At 74.8% G+C, this 21694-nt stretch carries 3 protein-coding genes; all 3 read right to left on the bottom strand.

What is annotated here, in order from left to right; all coding sequences use genetic code 11:
* Nucleotides 1–27: 27 nt before the first annotated feature.
* From AB0O40_RS17590 to AB0O40_RS17580, 3 genes are read right to left on the bottom strand one after another with little or no spacing between them, the layout of a single operon-like run.
* A complete protein-coding gene (locus tag AB0O40_RS17590) occupies nt 28–6573 on the bottom strand; it encodes a type I polyketide synthase (RefSeq protein ID WP_365041773.1) in 6546 nt (2181 codons plus the stop codon).
* A gap of 53 nt (nt 6574–6626) precedes the next feature.
* Nucleotides 6627–12254, bottom strand: a complete 5628-nt coding sequence (locus tag AB0O40_RS17585; protein ID WP_365041770.1) for a type I polyketide synthase — start codon at nt 12252–12254, stop codon at nt 6627–6629.
* Nucleotides 12251–21661 carry an SDR family NAD(P)-dependent oxidoreductase gene (locus AB0O40_RS17580; RefSeq protein WP_365041787.1) on the bottom strand — a complete coding sequence of 3137 codons (9411 nt, stop codon included), beginning with the start codon at nt 21659–21661 and terminating at the stop codon, nt 12251–12253. Before AB0O40_RS17580 ends, AB0O40_RS17585 begins: the two co-directional genes overlap by 4 nt.
* Between the last annotated feature and the right edge of the window lie 33 nt (nt 21662–21694).

Genomic DNA, 21694 nt, shown 5'->3' with positions numbered 1-21694 from the left:
TCGGGTGAGGCGTGGTGGGGCCGTCGGTCATTCCGCGCCGTCCTGGGTCATCCGGATCAGTGCGGCGACGTCCATGTCGTCGATGGAGAGGGCTTCTTCGGCCGGCGCCCCGGTGTCGGCGCTGCCGCCCGAGGCCAGTTCGAGCAGGGCGTCGAGCAGCCCGGCCTGGCGCAGTCGGCCGAGCGGGATCGAGGTCAGCAGGTCGCGGATCTCGTCCTCTTCGGAGCGCCGGCCCGGCTCGGCCCCCGCCGAGCCGGGCATGGCCAGGGTGATCAGGAACCGGGCCACCGCGAGCGGGTTCGGGTGGTCGAAGACCAGGGTGGTGGGCAGCCGCAGGCCGGTGGCCGGGGTGAGGCGGTTGCGCAGTTCGACGGCCGCGAGGGAGTCGAAGCCGAGCTCCTTGAAGGCGCGTTCGGCGTCGACGGAGTCCGCCGAGGCGTGGCCGAGTACGGAGGCGACCTGGGAGCGTACGAGGTCCAGGGTCAGGCGCTCCCGGTCGGCCGGCTCCGCGCCGGCGAGGCGGTCGGCGAGCGAGCCGCCGCTCTGCTCGGCGCGCCGGGCCGGGGCCCGGACGAGGCCGCGCAGGAGGGCGGGGAGCAGTCCCGACTGGGCCTGGGCGCGCAGGGCGGCCTGGTCGAGTCGGGCGGGGACGAGCACGGCCTCGTCGAGCTGGCCGGCCGCGTCGAAGAGTTCGAGCCCCTGGTCGTTGGTGAGGGCCGCGACGCCCATGCGTTCGAGGCGGGCCAGGCCGGCCGCACCGAGTTCGCCGGTCATGCCGGTGGCGTCGCCCCACAGGCCCCAGGCCAGTGAGGCGGCCGGCTGCCCGGCGGTCCGGCGGCGGGCGGCGAGGGCGTCCAGGAAGGCGTTGGCGGCGGCGTAGTTGGCCTGGCCGGGGCTGCCGATCAGGGCGGCGAGCGAGGAGAAGAGGACGAAGGCCGACAGGTCGGTGTCCGCGGTCAGTTCGTGCAGGTTGAGGGCGGCGTCGAGCTTGGGGCGCATGACCCGCTCGACCTGTTCGGGGGTGAGGGCTTCGAGGGTGGCGTCGTCGAGCACGCCGGCCGAGTGGATCACCGCGGTCAGCGGCCGGTCCAGGGAGCCGAGGAGGTCCCGGAGCCGGTCGCGGTCCGCCACGTCGCAGGCGGCGGCCCGGGCGTCGGCGCCCAGCTCGGCGAGCTCGGCCAGCAGCTGCGGGACGCCCTCGGCGGCCGGGCCGCGGCGGCTGACCAGCAGCAGGTGCCGGGCGCCGTGGTGGCGGGCCAGGTGCTTGGCGAAGAGGGCGCCGAGGCCGCCGGTGCCGCCGGTGATCAGGACCGTGCCGTCGGGGTCGATGGGCGCGGGGACGGTCAGCACGACCTTGCCGGTGTTGCGGCCCTCGCGCAGGAAACGGAAGGCCTCCGCACCCCGCCGCACGTCCCAGGTCCGCACCGGCGCATGCGTCAGCACACCCTGCTCGAAGAGACCCACGACCTCCGTCAGCATCTCCTGGATCCGCTCCGGACCCGCTTCCAGCAGGTCGTAGGAGCGGTAGCGGACGCCGCTGTGCTCGGCGGCCACCACCTCCGGGTCCCGCAGGTCCGCCTTGCCCATCTCGATGAACCGGCCACCGCGCGGCAGCAGTTCCAGCGACGCGTCGATGAACTCACCCGCCAGGGCGTTCAGCACCACGTCCACACCCGCACCGCCGGTCACCTCCAGGAACCGCTCCCGGAAACCGAGGTCACGCGAGGAGGCGATGTGTGCCTCCTCGACGCCGAGTTCGCGGACGGCGGCCCGCTTGGAGTCGCTGGCCGTGGCGAGCACGTCCACGCCGAAGTGCCGGGCCAGCTGCACCGCGGCCATGCCCACGCCGCCGGCCGCCGCATGCACCAGCAGCCGCTCCCCGGCCTGCAGTCCGGCGAGGTCCACCAGGCCGTAGTACGCGGTGAGGTAGACCACGGGCAGGGCCGCGGCCTGCACGAAGGTGAAGTCCTCCGGCATCGGGACGACGGTGCGCCGGTCGGCCACCGCCACCGGGCCGAAGGCGTCCGGCACCAGGCCGAAGACCCGGTCGCCGGGGACGAGGTCGGTGACCTCGGTGCCGACCTCCAGGACCACGCCGGCGGCCTCGCTGCCCAGGGGCGCCTCGCCCGGGTAGGTGCCGAGGGCGATCAGGACGTCGCGGAAGTTGAGGCCCGCGGCGCGGATCCCGATGCGCACCTCGTTGACGCCCAGCGGCCGCTCGCCGCCCGAGGGGAGCAGGGCGAGGTCTTCCAGGGAGCCCTTGCGCCTGCTGCCGAGCAGCCAGGCGCCGGCCACCGGGGCCTGTGCCGCCTTGGCGAGGCGGGGGGCGAGCAGCGCACCGGCGCGGACCGCGAGCTGCGGCTCCTCGGTGGCGAGCAGCGCCGTCCAGTCAGGTCCGGCAGCCGGGTCGGATTCCGCCGTGGTGCCGCCGTCGAGGTCCACCAGGGCGAACCGGCCCGGGTGTTCGGACTGGGCGCTGCGGACCAGGCCCCACAGGGGCGCCTGCCGCAGGTCCGGGGTCCGGCCGCCGGCGGCGACCGCGTCGCGGGTGACCACGGTGAGCCGGGCCCCGGCCAGCCGCTCACTGGCCAGCCACCGCTGGAGGAGGTCCAGCGTCGTGGTGGTGAACTCCCGCGCCTCGCGGGCCTGATCGGCCTCGAGGGCGGTGACGGCGGCGTCCAGCAGGACGACGTCCGGGGTGTCCGCGCCCGCGGCCAGGGCCGCTTCCAGCGCGGCCAGGTCCGGGTAGCGTTCACCGATGCCCGTCACGCCCGTACCCTCGCCGAGCACCGCCACGGCGAGCGGGGTGCCGGCGGAGCCGGCGGGCACCGGCGACCACTCCAGCCGGTAGAGCGGGCTCTGGCCGCCCTGCGCGCCCGCCAACTGCGCCTGGTCCACCGGTCGTACGGTCAGCGACTCGACGGCGAGGACCAGCGCCCCGCGCTCGTCCACCGCGTCGATCCGCAGCTCCGAGGCGGCGGTCCTGGTCATGCGGACCCGGGCCGTGGTACCGGTACCGGCGCCGAGGCGGACCCCCGCCCAGGAGAACGGCAGCTCCACACCGGCGGACAGGTCCTTCTCCACCAGCGCCGCGTGCAGCACCGCGTCGAACAACGCCGGATGCAGACCGAAGCCGTCGGCCGGCACCCCCTCGGGCAGCCGTACCTCGGCGAACAGGTCCTCGCCCGACCGCCATACCGACCGCAGCCCCTGGAACAGCGGGCCGTACTCGTAACCGGCCACCGCTGCGCGGGAGTAGAAGCCCTCGACGGGCACCGGTACGGCGCCGGCCGGGGGCCACTGCGCCCCGAACGGCCGGACCGGCTCCGCCTGGCCCGTCAGCCGGCCACGGGCGTGGCAGACCACCTGCTCCTCGGCCGGACCGGCGGCGGACGCCGCCTCCGCCCGCGAGTAGAGCGCCACCTCACGACGGCCCTCCGCGTCCGCGGCGCCCACCGTCACCTGGACCTGGCGCGCCGCACCCTCCGACAGCACCAGCGGCGCCTGGAGCACCAGCTCCTCCACCACCGGGCAGCCGGTCGCGGCGCCGGCCGCCAGGGCCAGTTCGACGAGGGCCGCGCCCGGCAGCAGGACGGTGCCGAAGACCGCGTGGTCCTCGGTCCAGGCCAGGGCGTCCGGGGAGACCCGGCCGGTGAAGACCCACTCGTCCCGGTCCCCGACCGCCACCGCGGCGCTGAGCACCGGGTGGTCGAAGCGGCTCAGGCCGGCCGCGGCCGGGTCGCCCGAGGTGCCGGGCATCATCCAGTACCGCTCGCGCTGGAAGGCGTAGGTCGGCAGGTCGACGCGGTGCGCGCCGGTGCCCTCGTGGAAGGCCGTCCAGTCCACGGCCGCACCGGCGTTGTGGGCCGCGGCGAGCGAGGTGGCGAAGCGCTCGGGGCCGCCCTCGCCGCGGCGCAGCGAGCCGAGCACGGTGGCCCGGTCCGCGGCGTCCAGGGCCTGGACGGTCTCCTCCACCGGCAGCTTGAGCACGGGGTGCGGGGAGACCTCGATGAAGCAGTTCATGCCGTTGTCGATCAGCGCGCGGACGCCCGCCTCGAAGCCGACCCGGCCGCGCAGGTTCTGGTACCAGTACGAGGCGTCCAGCGTCTCCGTGCCGAGGAAGCGGCCCGACAGCGTGGAGTAGAAGGGGATGCGGCCGGCGCGCGGGGCGATCGGGGCCAGCACGTCGAGGAGTTCGGCCTCGATGGTGGCGACCTGCGCCGAGTGCGAGGCGTAGTCCACCGAGACGCGGGTCAGCCGGATCCCGTCGCGTTCGCAGACCGCGGCCAGCTCGTCGAGGGCCGCCGGCTCGCCGGAGACGATCACGCCGGAGGGGCCGTTGACCGCGGCGACCGAGATGCGTCCGTCGTACGGGGCCAGCAGGTCCTCGGCCCGGTCCACGGGGAGCGCGACGGCCGCCATACCGCCCTTGCCGGCGAGCCGTTCGCGGATGGCGCGGCTGCGCAGGGCGACCACCCGGGCGGCGTCGTCGAGGGAGAGTCCGCCGGCCACGCAGGCGGCGGCGATCTCGCCCTGGGAGTGGCCGATCACCGCTTCGGGCACGACGCCGTACGACTGCCACAGCGCGGCGAGCGAGACCATCACGGCGAAGAGCGCGGGCTGGACCACGTCCACCCGGTCCAGTCCGGGTGCGCCGGGCGCCCCGCGCAGGACCTCCTCCAACTGCCAGTCCACGTAAGGGGAGAGCGCCTTGCCGCAGGCTGCGATCTCGGCGGCGAAGACCGGGGAGGAGTCGAGGAGTCCGACCGCCATGCCCTCCCACTGGGCGCCCTGGCCGGGGAAGACGAAGACGGCTCGGTCACCGGCCGTCCGGCCCTCCAGGACGTGCGCGGCGGGTTCGCCGGCCGAGAGGGCCTTGAGGCCGGAGAGCAGCGCGCCCCGGTCGGTGGCGACGACGGCGGCCCGCCGGTCGAGGTGGGCCCGGCTGGTCGCGGACGAGAAGGCCAGGTCGCGGACGCCCAGCTCGGGGCGGGCGATCATCAGGGCCCGCAGCCGGTCGGCCTGGGCCCGCAGCGCGGCGTCCCCGGCGGCGGAGAGCAGGACGGGCAGGGCCGCGGGGGGCTCGGCGACCGCACCGGCCTCCGACCCGGCGGCGGCACCGGCCGGGGGCCCGGCGACCGGGGCCGGCGCCCCGTCCGGCGCGGGTGCCTCCTCGAGGATCACGTGCGCGTTGGTGCCGCCGACGCCGAAGGACGACACGCCGGCCCGCCGCAGCCGCTCGCCGGGCTCCCAGGGCTGGGCCTCGGTCAGCAGGGACACCTCGCCGGCCGTCCAGTCGACGTTCGGCGAGGGAGCGTCCACGTGCAGGGTGCGCGGCAGCACCCGGTGCTCCAGGGCCTTGACCATCTTGATGACGCCGGCCACACCGGCCGCCGCCTGGGTGTGCCCGATGTTGGACTTGACCGAGCCCAGCCGCAGCGGGCCGGCCGCACGCTCCCGCCCGTAGGTGGCCAGCAGGGCCTTGGCCTCGATGGGGTCGCCCAGCGGGGTGCCGGTGCCGTGTCCCTCGACGGCGTCGACGTCGGCGGCCCGCAGCCCCGCGTCGGCGAGGGCCTGGCGGATCACCTTCTCCTGCGAGGGGCCGTTCGGCGCGGTCAGGCCGTTGCTCGCACCGTCCTGGTTGACGGCGCTGCCCCGGACCACGGCGAGCACCCGGTGGCCGTTGCGGCGGGCGTCGGACAGGCGCTCCAGCACCAGCAGGCCGGCGCCCTCGGCCCAGCCGACGCCGTCGGCGGCCGCCGCGTACGCCTTGCACCGCCCGTCGGGCGAGAGCCCGCGCTGCCGGCTGAACTCGACGAAGATGCTGGGCCGGGCCAGCACGGTCACCCCGCCCACCAGCGCCAGCGAGCACTCCCGGGCGCGCAGCGCCTGGGCGGCGAGGTGCACGGCGACCAGCGAGGACGAGCAGGCGGTGTCCACGGTGACGGCCGGACCGGTGAAGCCGAAGGTGTAGCTGATCCGCCCGGAGGCGACGCTGCCGGCCGAGGCGATCGAGAGGTAGCCCTCGACCTCGGGCCGCCGGTCGCTGGTCCCGGCGACGAATCCGTAGTCCTGGTACATGACGCCGCAGAAGACGCCGGTGTCACTGCCGCGCAGCGCGGTGATGTCGATCCCGGCGTCCTCGAAGGCCTCCCAGGAGGACTCCAGCAGCAGCCGCTGCTGCGGGTCCATGACCAGGGCCTCGCGGGGGCTGATGCCGAAGAAGTCGGCGTCGAACTCGGCGGCCCGGTCGACGAACCCGCCGCCGCGGGTGTACGAGGTGCCGGTGTGGTCGGGGTCCGGGTCGTAGAGGTTGTCCAGGTCCCAGCCGCGGTCCGCGGGGAACTCGCTCGCGGTGCCGATCCGGCCCTCGTCGACCAGCTGCCACAGCTCGTCCGGGGAGGTGACGCCGCCGGGGTAGCGGCAGCTCATGCCGACGATGGCGAGGGGTTCGTGGGCGCGGTCCTGGTAGTCCTTGAGCTGGGCGCGGGTGGTGTCGAGGTCCGTGGCCAGCCGCTTCACGTAGCGGACGAGCTTCTCCTGCTGCTGCGCGTCGTTCGTTCCAGTGCTCATCCGCCGTGTCCCGTCCGGTTCGTGCGTCGTCTTCGTGGTGTCGGTCATGGGGATCAGGCCTCCCCGAACTCGGCGTCGAGCAGGGCCAGTACCTCGTCCATGGAGTCGGCGGCCTCGATGAGGTCACCGGTGCGCTGGGGTGCGTCGTCGCCGCCGAGCGAGCCGAGGAGGGTCCGCAGCCGACCGGCCGCGTGCGCCCGCTCCGCGCCGACCAGGCCCGCGAACAGTCGTTCCAGCTCGTCGAGTTGCCGGTCGGCGGCGGAGGGCTCCGGCGCCGTGTCGCCGCCCAGCTCGGTGAGCAGCAGCTGCGCCACCGACTCCGTGGTCGGGTGGTCGAAGACCATCGTCGGGGCCAGCCGGACGCCGCTGGCCCGGCTGAGCCGGTTGCGCAGCTCGACCGCCGAGAGGGAGTCGAAGCCGAGGTCCTTGAAGGCCCGGGCCGGGCTGATGCTGCCGGGTGACGCGTGTCCGAGGACGGACGCCACCTGCTGCTGGACGAGGTCGAGGACGGTCCGGGCCCGCTCGGCCGCCGGGAGGGCGGCGAACCGCTCGGCCAGCGGCGCGGCCGGGGCCTCGGCCCGCCGCGCCGGTACGGGGGCCAGCGCGCGCAGCAGCGCCGGCAGCGAGCCGGTGCGCGCCCGGGCCCGGAGGGCGCCCAGGTCCAGCAGGACCGGGGCCAGCTGCGCGGTCTCGAACCGGCGTGACCGGTCGAAGAGTTCGAGGCCCAGGCCGGTGGGCAGGGGCTGTACGCCGCTGCGTGCCAGCCGGGCCCGGTCGGCCTCGTCGAGGGCGCCGCCCATGCCCGCGGCCTCGTCCCACAGGCCCCAGGCGAGCGAGAGGCCCGGCTGCCCGTCGGCCCGCCGCCGGGCGGCGAGCGCGTCGAGGAAGGCGTTGGCCGCGGCGTAGTTCGCCTGGCCGGGGGTGCCGACGAGGGCGGTGATCGAGGAGAACAGCACGAAGGCCGACAGGGCGCTGTCCGCGGTCAGTTCGTGCAGGTGGAGGGCGGCGTCGAGCTTGGGCCGCAGGACCCGCTCCAGCTGCTCCGGCGTCATCGCCTCGGCCAGGCCGTCGTCGAGCACGCCGGCGGCGTGCACGACCGCGGTCAGCGGCCGCTCCAGTGACCGGATCAGCTCGGCGAGCCGGTCGCGGTCGGCCACGTCGCAGGCCGCCACGGCGACCTCGGCGCCCAGCGCCGCGAGCCGGTCCACCAGTTCCGTGACGCCTTCGGCCGCGGATCCGCGGCGGCTGACCAGCGTGAGGTGCCGAGCGCCGAGTTCCGTGACGAAGTGCTCTGCGAACACCGCGCCGAGGCCACCGGTGCCGCCGGTGATCAGCACCGTGCCGGCCGGGTCCCAGGCGCCGACGTCGGCGCCCGCGCGGGCGCCGTCGGCCCGGACGAGGCGCGGCACCAGGAGCTCACCGCCCCGCAGGGCGAGTTGGGGCTCGTCCGTGGCCGACACCTGCACCCAGTCGGGCAGTTCATCACCGACCGTGTCGACCAGCAGGAAACGGTCCGGGTGTTCGGACTGTGCGGTGCGCAGCAGCCCCCACACCGGTGCCCCCGCCGGATCCGGTGCCTCCGCACCGACCGCCACGGCCCGCCGGGTGACGACGGCCAGCCGGGCGGCGGCCAGCGATCCGGCGGCCAGCCACTGCTGTACGAGGGCGAGCGCATGGCGGGCGGACCGGTGGGCCGCCCCGACCGTCAGCTCGGGCGTACCGTCCAGCGGTACGACGACCAGCTCCGGCGCCGGCGCCCCGCCGGCCACCGACCGGTCGAGCCGGGCGATGGCCGCCAGCTGACCGGCGAAGCCGGCCCCCGGGGCAGCAGCCCGGTCCCCGGACGCCGAGTCCGCGTCCGGCACGGCGTCGAGGACGACCACACCGGCCCCGCCGGCCCTCCCGGGCACCCCGGACGGGGCGAGGGGCAGCCAGGCGGTCTCGTACAGCGCCTCGTCCGGACCGCGACGGGCGGACGCCAGCTGGGCGCGCTCGACCGTGCGGAAAGCCAACTGCTGGACACTGCCGACGCGTTCGCCGGACTCGGTGGCCAGCTCGATCCGCAGCCCGGACTCGCCGGCCGCGCCGATCCGGACCCGGAGCCGGGCCGGGGCCGTCCGCCCCGTCCCGCCGAGCTCCACGCCCGACCAGGAGAAGGGCAGCCGTGCGGAGCCGTCGCCCGGGTCGAGCCGGTCCAGCCCGCCGTGCAGGGCGGCGTCGAACAGTGCCGGATGGAGGGCGAAGCCCTGGGGCCCGTCCGCCTCTTCGGCGCGGAGCGCCACCTCGGTGCAGACGGTGTCACCTGACGTCCAGGCCGCCCGGACGCCCTGGAAGGCGGGTCCGTAGCCGAAGCCCAACTCGGCAAAGCGGGCGTAGACCTCGTCCGTGGCGACGGGCTCGGCGCCGGCCGGCGGCCACTGCACCGCCCACTCGGCCACCGCCGGGGCCGGTCCACCGGTCGTCGCGAGCAGGGTGCCCCGGGCGTGGCAGGTGGCCGGGGAGGCCCCGTCGCCCGCGCCCTGCTCCCGTCCCTCGGGCCGGGAGTAGACGGCGACCTCGCGCCGCCCCGTGTCGTCGGGCGCCCCGACGGTGACCTGGATGTGCACCGGCCGGTCCGCGTCGAGCACCAGCGGTGCCTCCAGGACCAGCTCCTCGACCACGGGCACCCCGGTCTGCCGTCCGGCGGCGTACGCGAGCTCCACGAGGGCCGTGCCAGGTACCAGGACCGTCCCGAGCACTTCGTGGTCGCGCACCCAGGGGGCACTCTCCAGCGAGAGGCGGCCGGTGAAGACCCACTCGTCCCGGTCCCCCACCGCCACCGCGGCGCTCAGCACCGGATGCTCGATCCGACCGAGCCCGGCCGCGGCCGGATCGCTGGATCCTGAGACCGGGGCCAACCAGTAGCGCTCGCGCTGGAAGGCGTACGTGGGCAACTCGACCCGGCGCGCACCGGTACCGGCGTAGAACGCGGTCCAGTCGACCGGGACACCGGCCGTGTGGATCTGACCGAGGAAGGCCGCGAAGGCCTCCGCCTCCGGCGTACGGGCACGGAGGACCGGCACGAAGACGGCGTCCTCGGTGTCCACGGCCTGCTGGGCGAGCGCGGTCAGGACCGCATCGGGGCCCAGCTCCAGGAACCGGGTCACACCCTCACCGGCCAGCGTACGGATGCCGTCGGCGAACCGGACCGCCTCCCGCACATGGGACACCCAGTACGCAGGGTCCGTCAGCTCCCGGGTCACCAGCCCACCGGTCACGTTCGACACCACCGGGATCCGCGGCTCGTGGAAGGTCAGACCCTCCGCAACCGACCGGAACTCCACCAGCATCGGCTCCATCAGCGGCGAGTGGAAGGCATGACTGACCCGCAAGCGGGTCGTCTTGCGCCCCTGCTCCTGCCACAGCGGCAACCACGCGTCGAGGGCGTCCAGTTCACCGGAGACGACCACGGCCGTCGGCCCGTTGACCGCGGCCACCGACAGCCGGCCCTCGAAGCCGGCCAGCGCGGCGACGACCTCCTCCTCGGTCGCCTGCACCGCCGCCATCCCACCGCCCGCGGGCAGCGCACCCATCAGCCGGCCCCGGGCCGCCACCAGCAGACACGCGTCCCCGAGCGACAGCACGCCCGCCGCGTGGGCGCCGGACAGCTCACCCACGGAGTGGCCGATCAGCACGTCCGCGGTCACACCCGAGGACTCCAGCAGCCGGAACAGCGCCACCTCCACGGCGAACAGGGCCGCCTGCGTGTACTCCGTACGGTCCAGCAGCGCGGCCTCGGCCGAGCCCTCCGGCGCGAACAACAGCTCCTTCAACGACCGGTCCAGCAACCCGTCGAACGAGGCACAGACCGTGTCCAGGGCGGCCGCGAACACCGGGTACGCGGCCGCCAGTCCGGCGCCCATGCGGGGACGCTGCGCACCCTGCCCGGTGAACAGGAAGGCCGTCTTCCCTGCCACCGGCCGTCCGGTGAGGACCCCGGCCGCGCCCTGCTGTCCCGCCAGCGCGGCCAGTCCGGCCAGCAGCGCCTCCCGGTCGGCGGCCACCACGGCGGCCCGCCGGTCGAACTGCGCCCGCGAGGCCACCGCCGAGTACGCCACGTCCAGGACGCCCAGCTCGGGCCGTGCCGCGAGGTGTGCCCGCAGCCGCTCCGCCTGCGCGGCCAGCGCCTCCGGCCCCTTGCCCGACACGACCACCGGCACCGGCACCGGCACCTGCGGCGACACCGGGCCGCTCACCCGGTCGGGCGCCGCCGCGGGCTCCGCCGCGGCCGGCGGCTCCTCCACGATGAGGTGCGCATTGGTCCCGCTCACCCCGAAGGAGGAGATGCCGGCCCGGCGCAGGCGGCCGTCCGCGGCGGGCCACTGCACCGCCCGGGTCAGCAGCTCCACGTCACCGGCCGACCAGTCGATGTGCGGCGAGGGCGCATCCACGTTCAGCGTCTGCGGCAGCACACCGTGCTGCATCGCCTTCACCATCTTGATCACACCCGCCACACCCGCGGCAGCCGAGGTGTGACCGATGTTGGACTTCACCGAACCCAGCCGCAGCGGGCCGGCCGCGCGCTCCTGGCCGTACGTCGCCAACAGCGCCTGGGCCTCGATCGGGTCACCCAGCCGGGTACCCGTCCCGTGCCCCTCCACCGCGTCCACATCGGCCGGCGACAGACCGGCACTCGCCAGCGCCTGCCGGATCACCCGCTCCTGCGAGGGGCCGTTCGGCGCCGTCAGGCCGTTGCTCGCACCGTCCTGGTTGACCGCACTGCCGCGGATCACGCCCAGGACCCGGTGTCCGTGCCGCTGCGCGTCCGACAGCCGCTCCAGCACCACGACGCCGACCCCGTCGGAGAAGCCGGTGCCGTCCGCCCCGGCCGCGTACGACTTGCACCGGCCGTCCTCCGCCAGACCCCGCTGCCGGCTGAACTCCTGGAGCAGGAACGGACCCGACATCACCGTCACACCACCGGCCAACGCCAGCGAACACTCCCCCGACCGCAGGGCCTGCGAGGCCAGGTGCAGGGCCACCAACGACGAGGAGCACGCCGTGTCCACCGTCACCGCCGGGCCGACCAGCCCGAGGCTGTAGGCCACCCGGCCCGAGACCACGCTCGTGGTCGTACCCGTCAGCCGGAAGCCCTCCAGCTCGGGCGGCATGGTGAGGCTGTAGTCCATCGGCACCACACCGGCGAACACACCGGTGTCGCTGCCACGCAGCGTCGTCGGGTCGAGTCCCGCGTCCTCCAGGGCCGTCCACGCCGACTCCAGCAGCAGCCGCTGGTGCGGGTCCATGGCCAGGGCCTCGCGGGGGCTGATCCCGAAGAACTGCGCATCGAACTCGCCCGCACCGGCCAGGAATCCACCGCCCCGGGTGGTCACCGTCCCGGTCCGGTCGGGGTCCGGGTCGTAGAGGCTTTCCAGGTCCCAGCCGCGGTCGGTCGGCAGGCCCGAAATCGCGTCCCGGCCTTCGGCGACCAACTGCCACAGTTCTTCGGGGGAATTCGCCCCACCCGGATAGCGGCACGCCATTCCGACGATCGCCAGTGGTTCGTTCTCGCGCTGTTCCAAGTCACGGATCCGCCGATTGGCGGTGCGCAGTTCACCGGTCACCTTTCGCAGATACAGGCGCAGCTTCTGCTCGTCGCTGTTCGAGCCGCCCTGTACCACGTCCCCCGCGGCCTGGTTCATGCCATTCCGATCTCTTTGTCGATCAACTCGAATATGTCGTCGTCGGACACGTCGTCCAGGTCGGCTGCGCCGTCGAAGGAGGTGTCGTCGCGGTCCTCGCCCATTCCGTTGAGGACGGTCCGCAACCTGTTCCCGAGGGAGCGCAGCCGCAGCTCGAAGCCGGCCAGGTCGTCGCCGTCCCCGGCGGCCAACAGCGACTCCAGCTGCCGGATCGCCTCGTCCATCGGGGCGGGCCGGTCACCTCCCCGCTCACCGCCCGCCCGTTGGTGCAGGAGGCTGGCGACGGCGGCCGGGGTGGGGTGGTCGAAGACCAGCGTGGTCGGCAGCCGCAGGCCGGTGGCCTTGGTGAGCCGGTTGCGCAGTTCGACCGCCGCCAGCGAGTCCAGGCCCAGGGCCTTGAAGGGGGTGCCGGTGTCGAGGGCCCCCGCCGACGCGTGGCCGAGGACCGCCGCGACGTGCGTGGTGACCAGGTGCTCGACCGCCCGCGCCCGGTCCGCCTCCGGGACGCCGACCAGCTGCTCGGCCAGGGTGGCGCTGGCCGCCCCGGTGGACCGGGCCGGTTCCCGCACCAGCCCCCGGAACAGTCCCGGGAGCGTGCCGGTGCCCAACCGGTCTTGCAGGACGCCCGAGTTGAGGCGTACCGGCACCGGGGTCGCGGTGGCCAGCAGCTGGGCGGCGTCGAAGAGCGCCAGGCCGAGGTCGTTCGGCAGCGGCTCGATGCCCATCCGGGCCCAGCGGGCGGCGCCCGCCCCGTCGAGGGTGCCGCCCATGCTCCGCTCCTCCGCCCACAGTCCCCAGCCGAGGGAGAGCGCCGGCAGGCCGATGGCCCGGCGGCGGACGGCCAGCGCGTCGAGCGCGGCGTTGGCCGCGGCGTAGTTGGCCTGGCCCGGGCTGCCGATCAGGGCGGCGACGGAGGAGAAGAGCACGAAGGCCGACAGGTCGTGTTCCGCGGTCAGTTCGTGCAGGTGCAGGGCCGCGTCCAGCTTGGGCCGCAGCACGTTCTCGACCTGCTCCGGGGTGAGCGAGCCCACCACGCCGTCGTCCAGCACACCGGCCGTGTGGATCACCGCGGTCAACGGCCGGTCCAGGGAGCCCAGCAGCTCGGCCAACCGGTCCCGGTCCGCGACGTCGCAGGCGGCCACCCGCACCGCCGCACCCAGGTCCGCCAACCTGGCCGTGAGTCCGGCCGCCCCTTCGGCCTCCGGGCCGCGGCGGCTGACCAGCAGCAGGTGCCGGGCGCCGTACTGCCGCACGAGGTGTTCGGCGAAGAGTGCACCGAGGCCGCCGGTACCGCCGGTGATCAGGACGGTGCCCTCGGGGTCGATCGGCGCGGGGACGGTCAGCACGACCTTGCCCGTGTTGCGGCCCTCGCGCAGGAAACGGAACGCCTCCGCACCCCGCCGCACGTCCCAGGTCCGCACCGGCGCATGCGTCAGCACACCCTGCTCGAAGAGACCCACGACCTCCGTCAGCATCTCCTGGATCCGCTCCGGACCCGCCTCGAACAGGTCGTAGGAGCGGTAGCGGACGCCCGTGTGCCCGGCGGCCACCACCTCCGGGTCGCGCAGGTCGGCCTTGCCCATCTCGATGAACCGGCCACCACGTGGCAGCAGTTCCAGCGAGGCGTCGATGAACTCACCCGCCAGGGCGTTCAGCACCACGTCCACACCCGCGCCACCGGTCACCTCCAGGAACCGCTCCCGGAAACCGAGGTCGCGCGAGGAGGCGATCCGATCGGGCGCCACCCCCAGGCCGCGGACGGCGTCCCACTTCGGCTCACTGGCCGTCGCGTACACCTCCGCACCGAAGTGCCGGGCCAGCTGCACCGCGGCCATGCCCACACCGCCGGCCGCCGCATGCACCAACAGCCGCTCCCCGGACCGCAGTCCGGCCAGGTCCACGAGACCGTGGTACGCGGTGAGGAACACCAGCGGCACCGAGGCGGCCTCGGTGAACGACCAGCCCTCGGGCATCGGCACGACCAGCCGCCGGTCCGTGACCGCCAACGATCCGAAACCGTCCGGCACCAGGCCCATCACCCGGTCGCCGGGGGCGAGTCCGACGACCCCGCTGCCGACCTCGACGACCACACCGGCGGCCTCGCTGCCCAGCGGCGCCTGGCCCGGGTACGTCCCCAACGCGATCAGCACGTCCCGGAAGTTCAGGCCCGCGGCCCGGACACCGATGCGCACCTCGCCCGCGGCCAGCGGCCGATCGGCGTCGGAGGGGACGATCTCCAGGTCCTCCAGGGACCCCTTCCGCTCGATCGACAGCCGCCACGCGTCGTGGGAGGCCGGGACCTGCCCTGCGGCACGCGCCAGCCGGGGCGCGAGCACCCGCCCGGCCCGCACGGCCAACTCCTGTTCGTCCGTGCCGAGCAGGGTGTCCCAGGGGAGCCCGCCGACGGTGTCCTCGACGTCCACCAGGAGGAACCGGCCCGGGTGTTCCGACTGGGCGCAGCGCAGCAGCCCCCACACCGGGGAGAGTCCCAGGTCGGGTGCCTCCTCCCCGACCGCGATGCCGCGGCGGGTGACCACGACCAGCCGGGAGTCGTCCAGCAGGGTGGCGGACAGCCACCGCTGGACCAGGGCGAGGGCGTCGCAGGCGACCGTACGGGCCGTCCGCGCCGGGTCGCCGGCGTCCACGGCCGGACGGAGCTGCACGACGACCGCCCCGGGAACCGGGTCGCCGCCGGCGATCGCGTCCTCCAGCGCGTCCAGGTCCGGGAACCGCTGGACCGGCAGCGGCAGCTCGCCGAGGGCCACGATCCGGTCGGCCGGCGCCGCGTCGGGAGCCGTGACCTCGGTCCAGTCGACCCGGAACAATGCCTGCTGCACGGCCGGCCGGCCGCCCCGCAACTTGGCCCGCTCGGCGGGCCGGAAAGCCAGCCGCTCCACCCCGCCGGCCGGGGTCCCCCGCTCGTCGGCGAGGTCGATGCGCAGCCCGGAGTCCTGCGCCGGGGCGATCCGCACGCGCAACCGGGTACGGCCGGCCGCGTCGATGCGCACCCCGGCCCAGGAGAAGGGCAGGTGGGTGACGGAGGCGTCCCCGCCGGCCAGCCCCTCGAGCCCGCCGTGCAGCGCGGCGTCGAAGAGCGCCGGGTGGATCCCGAAGGCCCCGGAGCCCGCCCCGGCCTCCCCGGCCTGCTCCTCGCCCAGCGCGATCTCCGCGTACACGTCCTCCCCGGCCCGCCAGGCGGCCCGGACGCCCCGGAAGGCCGGTCCGTACGCGTACCCGAGGTCGGCCAGCCGCGCGTACAGCACGTCGGTGGCGAGCGGCTGGGCACCCGCCGGAGGCCACTGCACCGCCCACGGCGCGGTGGTGTCGGCGGAGTCCTCGGCGGTCAGCGTGCCGCGGGCGTGGCAGGTGGCCCGGGGCGCGGCCCCGTCCTCACCCGGCGCCTGCGGCCGGGAGTAGACCGCGACCTCGCGGCGGCCCTCCTCGTCGGGGCCCGCGACGGTGACCTGCACGTGCACCGGCCGGCCCGCCTCCAGGACCAGCGGTGCCTCCAGGACCAGCTCCTCGACCACGGGCGCCCCGGTCTGCCGCCCCGCGGCGTACGCGAGCTCCACGAGCGCGGTACCCGGCACCAGGACCGTCCCGAGCACTTCGTGGTCGCGCACCCAGGGGGCACTCTCCAGCGAGAGGCGGCCGGTGAAGACCCACTCGTCCCGGTCCCCCACCGCCACCGCGGCGCTCAGCACCGGATGCTCGATCCGGCCCAGCCCGGCCGCGGCCGGATCGCTGGAGCCTGAGACCGGGGCCAACCAGTAGCGCTCGCGCTGGAAGGCGTACGTGGGCAGCTCGACCTGGCGCGCCCCGGTACCGGCGTAGAACGCGGTCCAATCGACGGGTATCCCCGCGACGTGCGCCTGCCCCAGGAAGCCCGCGAATGCCTCCGGCTCGGGCGTACGGGCACGGAGCACGGGCACGAAGACGGCGTCGTCCGTGTCCACGGTCTGCTGCGCGAGCGCGGTCAGCACCGCGTCCGGACCCAGCTCCAGGAACCGGGTCACACCCTCGCCGGCCAGCGTCCGTACACCGTCCGCGAACCGGACGGCCTGCCGGACGTGCGAGACCCAGTACGCCGGATCCGTCAGCTCCACCGAGACCACGCCACCGGTCACGTTCGACACCACCGGGATCCGCGGCTCGTGGAAGGTCAGACCCTCCGCAACCGCCCGGAACTCCGCCAGCATCGGCTCCATCAACGGCGAGTGGAAGGCATGACTGACCCGCAGCCGCGTGGTCTTCCGCCCCTGCTCCTGCCAGAACGGCAACCACTCATCGATCGCAGCCAGTTCACCGGAGACCACCAACGAGGTCGGTCCGTTGACCGCGGCCACCGACAGCCGGCCCTCGAAGCCGGCCAGGGACGCCAGGACCTCGTCCTCGGTCGCCTGCACCGCGACCATCCCACCGCCGACGGGCAGTGCACCCATCAGCCGCCCACGCGCCGCCACCAGACGGCAGGCGTCGTGGAGCGAGAGGACACCCGCCACATGGGCACTGGCCAGCTCACCCACCGAATGCCCGATCAGCACATCAGCCGTCACACCCAGCGACTCCACCAGCCGGAACAACGCCACCTCGACCGCGAACAACGCCGCCTGCGTGAACTCCGTACGGTCCAACAGCCCGGCCTCGGCCGAACCCTCCGCCGCGAACAACAACTCCGTCAGCGACCGGCCCAACAGCCCGTCGAAGACGGCACTCACCCCGTCCAACGCATCCGCGAACACCGGGTAGGCCGAGGCCAGTTCGGCACCCATGCCGGGCCGCTGCGCACCCTGCCCCGTGAACAGGAAGGCCGTCTTGCCCGCCACCGGCCCCCCGTCCACGGGCCCCCCGGCCAGCGCCTCCAGAGCCGCCAACAGCCCCTCGCGGTCCGCGGCCACCACGGCCGCCCGCCGGTCGAACTGCGCCCGCGACACCACCGCCGAGTACGCCACGTCCAGCACAGCCAGCTCAGGCCGCTCGCCGACGTGCGCCCGCAGCCGCTCCGCCTGCTCCGCCAGCGCCTCCGGGGTCTTCGCCGAGAGCACCACCGGCACCGGCCCGGCCGCCGTCGCCGCCACGGCGGGCTCCGCGGCCGGGGCCTCCTCCAGGATCAGGTGGGCGTTGGTGCCGCTCACGCCGAAGGACGACACGCCCGCGCGGCGGGGCCGGTCGGCGGACCCGGGCCACTCGGCGGCGCTGGTCAGCAGCTCGACCTCACCGGCCGACCAGTCGATGTGCGGCGAGGGCGCATCCACGTTCAGCGTCTGCGGCAGCACACCGTGCTGCATCGCCTTGACCATCTTGATCACACCCGCCACACCGGCCGCAGCCGAGGTGTGACCGATGTTGGACTTCACCGAACCCAGCCGCAGCGGGCCGTTCACCCGCTCCTGGCCGTACGTCGCCAACAGCGCCTGGGCCTCGATCGGATCACCCAGCCGGGTACCCGTGCCATGCCCCTCCACCGCATCCACATCCGCGGGCACGAGACCGGCGTTGGCCAGAGCGGCACGGATCACCCGCTCCTGCGACGGACCGTTCGGCGCGGTCAGGCCGTTGCTCGCACCGTCCTGGTTGATGGCGCTGCCCCGGATCACGCCGAGGATGCGGCGGCCGTTGTGCTGTGCGTCGGAGAGCCGTTCCAGGACCAGCAGCCCCAGGCCGTCGGAGAAGCCGGTGCCGTCCGCGGCCGCCGCGTACGACTTGCACCGGCCGTCCTCCGCCAGACCCCGCTGGCGGCTGAACTCCTGGAGCAGGAACGGACCCGACATCACTGTCACACCACCGGCGAGTGCCAGCGAGCACTCCCCCGACCGCAGGGCCTGCGAGGCCAGGTGCAGGGCGACCAACGACGAGGAGCACGCCGTGTCCACCGTCACCGCCGGGCCGACCAGCCCGAGGCTGTAGGCCACCCGGCCCGAGACCACGCTCGTGGTCGTACCGGTCAGCCGGAAGCCCTCCGCCTCCGGGGGCATGGTGCCGGCGTACTCCGGCGAGGTGCCGTAGTCCATCGGCATCACTCCGGCGAACACCCCGCCGTCGCTGCCCCGCAGGGTGCCGGGGTCGATGCCGGCGTCCTCCAGGGCCTCCCAGGCCGCCTCCAGCAGCAGCCGCTGCTGGGGGTCCATGGCCGCGGCCTCGCGCGGGCTGATCCCGAAGAACCCGGCGTCGAACTCGCCGATGCCGTCGAGGAAGCTGCCGCCGCGCATGGAGATCGTGCCGGCCCGCCCGGGGTCCGGGTCGCACAGGCGCTCCAGGTCCCAGCCGCGGTCCGTCGGCAGTCCGCCGACCGCGTCCCGGCCCTCCGCGACCAGCCGCCACAGCTCCTCGGGCGAGCCCACCCCGCCCGGGTAGCGGCATGCCATGCCGACGATCGCCAGCGGCTCCTCGGTCCGGCCCCGGTACGCCGGCACGGTCGCCGCCTGGTCCCCTGCGGTCCCGGCGGCCTCGGCCGCCAGCAGCCCGGCCACCGCGGCCGAGGTGGGGTGGTCGTAGACCAGGGTGGTGGGCAGGCGCAGGCCGGTCAGCTCCATGAGCCGGTCGCGCAGCTCGACGCCCGCGAGCGAGTCGAAGCCCAGCTCCTTGAACGCCCGGCGGGGATCGACGGCGGAACCGTCGGGGCGGCCGAGGACCGCCGCGACCTCCCCCAACACCACGTCCAGCACCTGGCGTTCACGCTCGGCCTCGGGAAGTACGGCCACCCGTGCGGCCCAGCCGCCGGCGGCCGTCGCGGCCGCATCGCCCTGCGGCTCCCCGGCCGGCTCCCGGCCTTCGGCCGCCGGCCGGGTGGCGGCGGTGAGGTCCGCGCCCAGCGGGCTCTCGGGCAGCCAGTAGCGCTCCCGCTGGAAGGCGTACGTCGGCAACTCGACCCGGCGCGCGCCCGTTCCGGCGTAGTACGTGGCCCAGTCCACGGGCAGCCCCGCGACGTGCGCCTGGCCCAGGAAGCCGGCGAAGGCCTCCGCCTCGGGCGTACGGGCCCGCAGGACCGGCGCGAAGAGCAGGCCGGGGGCGTCCAGCGTCTGTCGGGCCAGTGACGTCAGCACCGCATCGGGACCCAGTTCGACGAACCGGGTCACACCCTCGCCGGCCAGCGTCCGCACCCCGTCGGCGAACCGCACGGCGCCGCGGACGTGCGAGACCCAGTAGCCCGGATCGGTCAGCTCCTGCGACACGAGCCCACCGGTCAGGTTCGACACGACCGGGATCCGCGGCTCGTGGAACACCAGCCCGGCCGCCACGGCCCGGAACTCCGCCAGCATCGGCTCCATGAGCGGCGAGTGGAAGGCATGGCTGACCCGCAGCCGGGTCGTCTTCCGCCCCTGCTCCTGCCAGAACGGCAACCACTCGTCGATCGCGGTCAGTTCACCGGAGACCACCAGCGAGGTGGGCCCGTTGACCGCAGCCACCGACAGCCGGTCCTCGAACCCGGCCAGGGACGCCAGGACCTCGTCCTCCGTCGCCTGCACCGCCACCATCCCACCACCGGCGGGCAGTGCACCCATCAGCCGCCCACGGGCCGCCACCAGACGGCAGGCGTCCTGGAGCGAGAGGACACCCGCCACATGGGCACTGGATATCTCGCCCACCGAGTGCCCGATCAGCACGTCCGCCGTGATGCCCAGCGACTCCAGCAGCCGGAACAGCGCCACCTCGACCGCGAACAACGCAGCCTGCGTGAACTCCGTACGGTCCAACAGCCCGGCTTCGGCCGAACCCTCCGCCGCGAACAACAACTCCTTCAACGACCGGCCCAACAGCCCGTCGAAGGCCGCACACACCTCGTCCAACGCCGCTGCGAACAGCGGGTGTTCGGCCGCCAGTACGGCGCCCATGCCGGGACGCTGCGCACCCTGCCCGGTGAACAGGAAGGCGGTCTTGCCCGCCACCGACCCCCGGCCCGCGGTCCGCTCGGCGATCAGCCCGTCCAGGCCTGCCAACAGCGCCTCCCGGTCCGCGGCCACCACGACCGCCCGCCGGTCGAACTGCGCCCGCGTGGCCACGGCCGAGTACGCCACGTCCAGGAGGTCCAGCTCGGGCCGCCCGGCGAGGTGCGTCCGCAGCCGCTCGGCCTGCGCGACCAGCGCCGCCGGGCTCTTCCCGGAGACGAGCACCGGTACGACCGACGGCCGCACCGGGGCCGGCTCGACGCGGGGGGTTTCCGCGGGGGCGGCCGTGAGCACCACGTGGCAGCAGCTGCCGCCGATGCCGAGCGAGGTCACGCCGGCCGTGGCCGGCCCGCCGTCGCCCGGCCAGGGCTCGTTCCCGGTGACCATGCGCAGGCCCGAACCGGGCAGATCGATCCGGGGGTTGGGGCGCTCGAAGTTCAGGCTGGGGACCAACTCCCGGCGGTGGACGCACAGGGCGGTCTTGATGAGGCCGGCGATACCGGCCGCTCCCTCCAGGTGGCCGATGTTGGTCTTGACCGAACCGACCGCGAGCGGTGCGCCGGCGGGCCGTGTGGGTCCGAACACCGCGCCGAGCGCGCGGGCTTCGACCGGGTCGCCGACCTTGGTGCCGGTGCCGTGCAGTTCGACGTACTGCACCCGGGCGGCTTCGGTCCGGGCGTTCTCCAGGGCCTGGGTGATGGTGCGGGCCTGCTGGTCGCTGCTGGGGACGGTGAGCCCGCCGTCGCCCGAGCCGGTGCCGACGGCGCTGCCCTCGATGACGGCGTAGACGTGGTCGCCGTCCTCGATCGCGCGTTCCAGCGGCTTCAGGACGACCAGGCCGCCGCCCTCGCCGCGGACGTAGCCGTTGGCCCGCTCGTCGAAGACGTGGCACCTGCCGTCGGGCGAGAGGGCGCCGGCGGCCTCGACCACGGCACTGCTGAGCGGTGAGACGTTGAGGTGCACGCCGCCGGCCAGGGCGAGTTCGCTCTCGCCGGAGCGCAGGCTCTCGCAGGCCAGGTGGACGGCGACGAGCGAGGAGGACTGGCCGGTGTCGACGGTCATGCTGGGGCCCTGGAGGCCCAGGCCGTGGGAGATCCGCTGGGCGACCAGCGCGCGGCCCAGGCCCGTGAGGGTGTGGCGGGTGACGGCGTCCGCCCCCGACATGGCCACCAGGTCGGCGTAGTCCCCGGCCATCACGCCCAGGAAGACGCCCGTGCGGGGCAGCAGCGAGGGGTCGGCGGCGATCCGGGCGTCCTCCAGCCCCTGCCAGGCCAGTTCGAGCGCGAGCCGCTGCTGCGGATCGAGCTGGCCGGCCTCGCGCGGGGTGATTCCGAAGAACTCCGGATCGAACCGGTCGACGCCGTCGACGAATCCGCCGGTGCCGGGGCCGAACGGTCGATCGGCCGGGCGCGGCCGGACGGCGTCACCGCCGTTCCGCACCAGTTCCCAGAATTCCTGCGGATCCGAAGAATCCGGCAGCCTCGCCGCGATTCCGATAATCGCGATACGCCGACGACACATTGCTGTCACAACTTCCCCCCGCTGCCAATGGAA

The sequence above is a fragment of the Streptomyces sp. NPDC089919 genome (genome assembly GCF_040684615.1).
In the GTDB taxonomy this organism is placed as follows: domain Bacteria; phylum Actinomycetota; class Actinomycetes; order Streptomycetales; family Streptomycetaceae; genus Streptomyces.
The sequence above is the reverse complement of the archived record's forward strand: the minus strand, read 5'-3'. Positions and strand labels throughout refer to the sequence as shown.

What these genes read in the sequence shown, in the direction of transcription:
- AB0O40_RS17580 (WP_365041787.1), bottom strand. Translation starts at nt 21,661, where the DNA reads ATGTGTCGTCGGCGTATCGCGATTATCGGAATCGCGGCGAGGCTGCCG.
- AB0O40_RS17585 (WP_365041770.1), bottom strand. Translation starts at nt 12,254, where the DNA reads ATGAACCAGGCCGCGGGGGACGTGGTACAGGGCGGCTCGAACAGCGAC.
- AB0O40_RS17590 (WP_365041773.1), bottom strand. Translation starts at nt 6,573, where the DNA reads ATGAGCACTGGAACGAACGACGCGCAGCAGCAGGAGAAGCTCGTCCGC.